At 58.1% G+C, this 1467-nt stretch carries 3 protein-coding genes; all 3 read right to left on the reverse strand.

Going from position 1 to position 1467, the window contains the following annotated elements:
• Positions 1–579, reverse strand: a 579-nt coding sequence (locus NW820_RS09370) for a precorrin-8X methylmutase (protein WP_414407341.1), incomplete at its 3' end; no start/stop codon positions are given.
• An 85-nt stretch (positions 580–664) separates the two neighbouring features.
• The gene (locus NW820_RS09375) at positions 665–1006 is read right to left on the reverse strand and encodes a histidine triad nucleotide-binding protein (protein WP_011432043.1); all 342 of its coding nucleotides are present in this window, start codon (positions 1004–1006) and stop codon (positions 665–667) included.
• An 84-nt stretch (positions 1007–1090) separates the two neighbouring features.
• On the reverse strand, positions 1091–1467 hold a 377-nt coding region (locus NW820_RS09380; protein ID WP_414407342.1), incomplete at its 5' end, for a hypothetical protein.

A 1467-nucleotide genomic window follows, 5' to 3' on the forward strand; every position in this document is an offset into this window, starting at 1 on the left:
CAGGCCATCCAACACCGCTGCAGCCACTGCCGGGCCTCCTTTGCGTCCCTCAGTGCGGATGTGGGGCACCATGGAATCGGCTAGCTCCTGCTTGGCTTGCACCACGTTCACAAACCCAGCCGGCGTGGCGATGACCAGAGCAGGGGCCACCTCCTTCTTTCTAATCAGCTGCACCAAGGTGGAGAGGGCAGTCTGGGATTGGCCAATCACAAAGATCGCCTCAGGGTAGCGTTGGGCCAGGGTTTCCAAGCCCCAAGCGGAGCGGGTCTTGTCCCTTTGGGGACGGGTAATCGCTTCGCTGCCGCAGTAGATGGGGTTGGAAAAGGTGTTCTGAACAGCCCAGGCAATGCCCACCTGTACCATCGGCTCATCGACCACAATGGTGGTACGCGCTGCCAAGGCCGCCGCCCCAGCCTGTAAGGCTTCGTTACCAAAACGGATGAGGTTCAAGTACTCAAAGTCGGCAGTAGCATAAATAACCCGACGAACCACCTCATACTCAGCAGGAGAAAGCTCGTGCTTGCCCACCTCCTGGTCGATGATCATCAAACTCTCTGCATCGGTTACGTGCCACTCCATCGATCCCAGACCCCGCCCGCCGTTTATCCTCAGTAATGACAGGATTGTACCTGCAGAGGCTCCAATGGGTGGGAAAAACCATCGCTCAACCTGGGGGCCAGCCCATCCCCCGACCGCCCAGAACGTGAATGTGGAGATGAAAGACGGTTTGCCCGCCGTCCTCTCCTTCGTTGATCACCAATCGGTAGCCTTTATTTAAACCTGCCTCGGCAGCCACCCGCTGAGCGGTCAGCAGGAGATGTCCCAGCAATGCCTCATGTTCGGGCTTGGCCTGGGAAATGCCGGGGATGGGCTCTTTGGGCACCACCAAAATGTGGACAGGGGCTTGGGGGGCAATATCTTTGAAGGCCAGGGCTCTATCGTCTTCGTAAACGATTTGTGCAGGGATCTCCCTGCGAATAATCTTGCCGAAAACTGTGTCGCTCATGGGTGCTCACAAATTAGTTCTGCCCTTAGCCTACCTGCTAACCGCACATTCTCCCACCCAGGTGGCGAGAGTGGCGCTCGGCACCTACTGCTTCAGCAGCCATTCAAATTCCTGCCGCAGTGATTGAATATGCCCCACTCGCGAGACCAACAGCGCATCTCGCCCGGCATCGCGAAAACGAGAGCGCCACAAACTCACCAAATCGGGGTTGCTGCACCAAAAGCGGATAACAGCGTCGACCAACTGATCCAAGTCCCAGCCGCGCCGGGCCGGCACTTCCTCCACGGATCCCAGCAACGCATCGAGGGTGCAGGAGCTGGTACCCAGGTATTCCACCCCACAGGGCCGCTGGGCCAGCTTCTGTTGCTGATGAAAGAACTGTAGAGCAGGGGCGATGCCGATGATCTCGAAGGTGTAAACCATGTTGCTCCGCAACGCTGACGCGACTGGGCTCAGTCCTA

This window comes from Synechococcus sp. R55.7 (assembly GCF_047461955.1).
GTDB lineage: Bacteria > Cyanobacteriota > Cyanobacteriia > Thermostichales > Thermostichaceae > Thermostichus.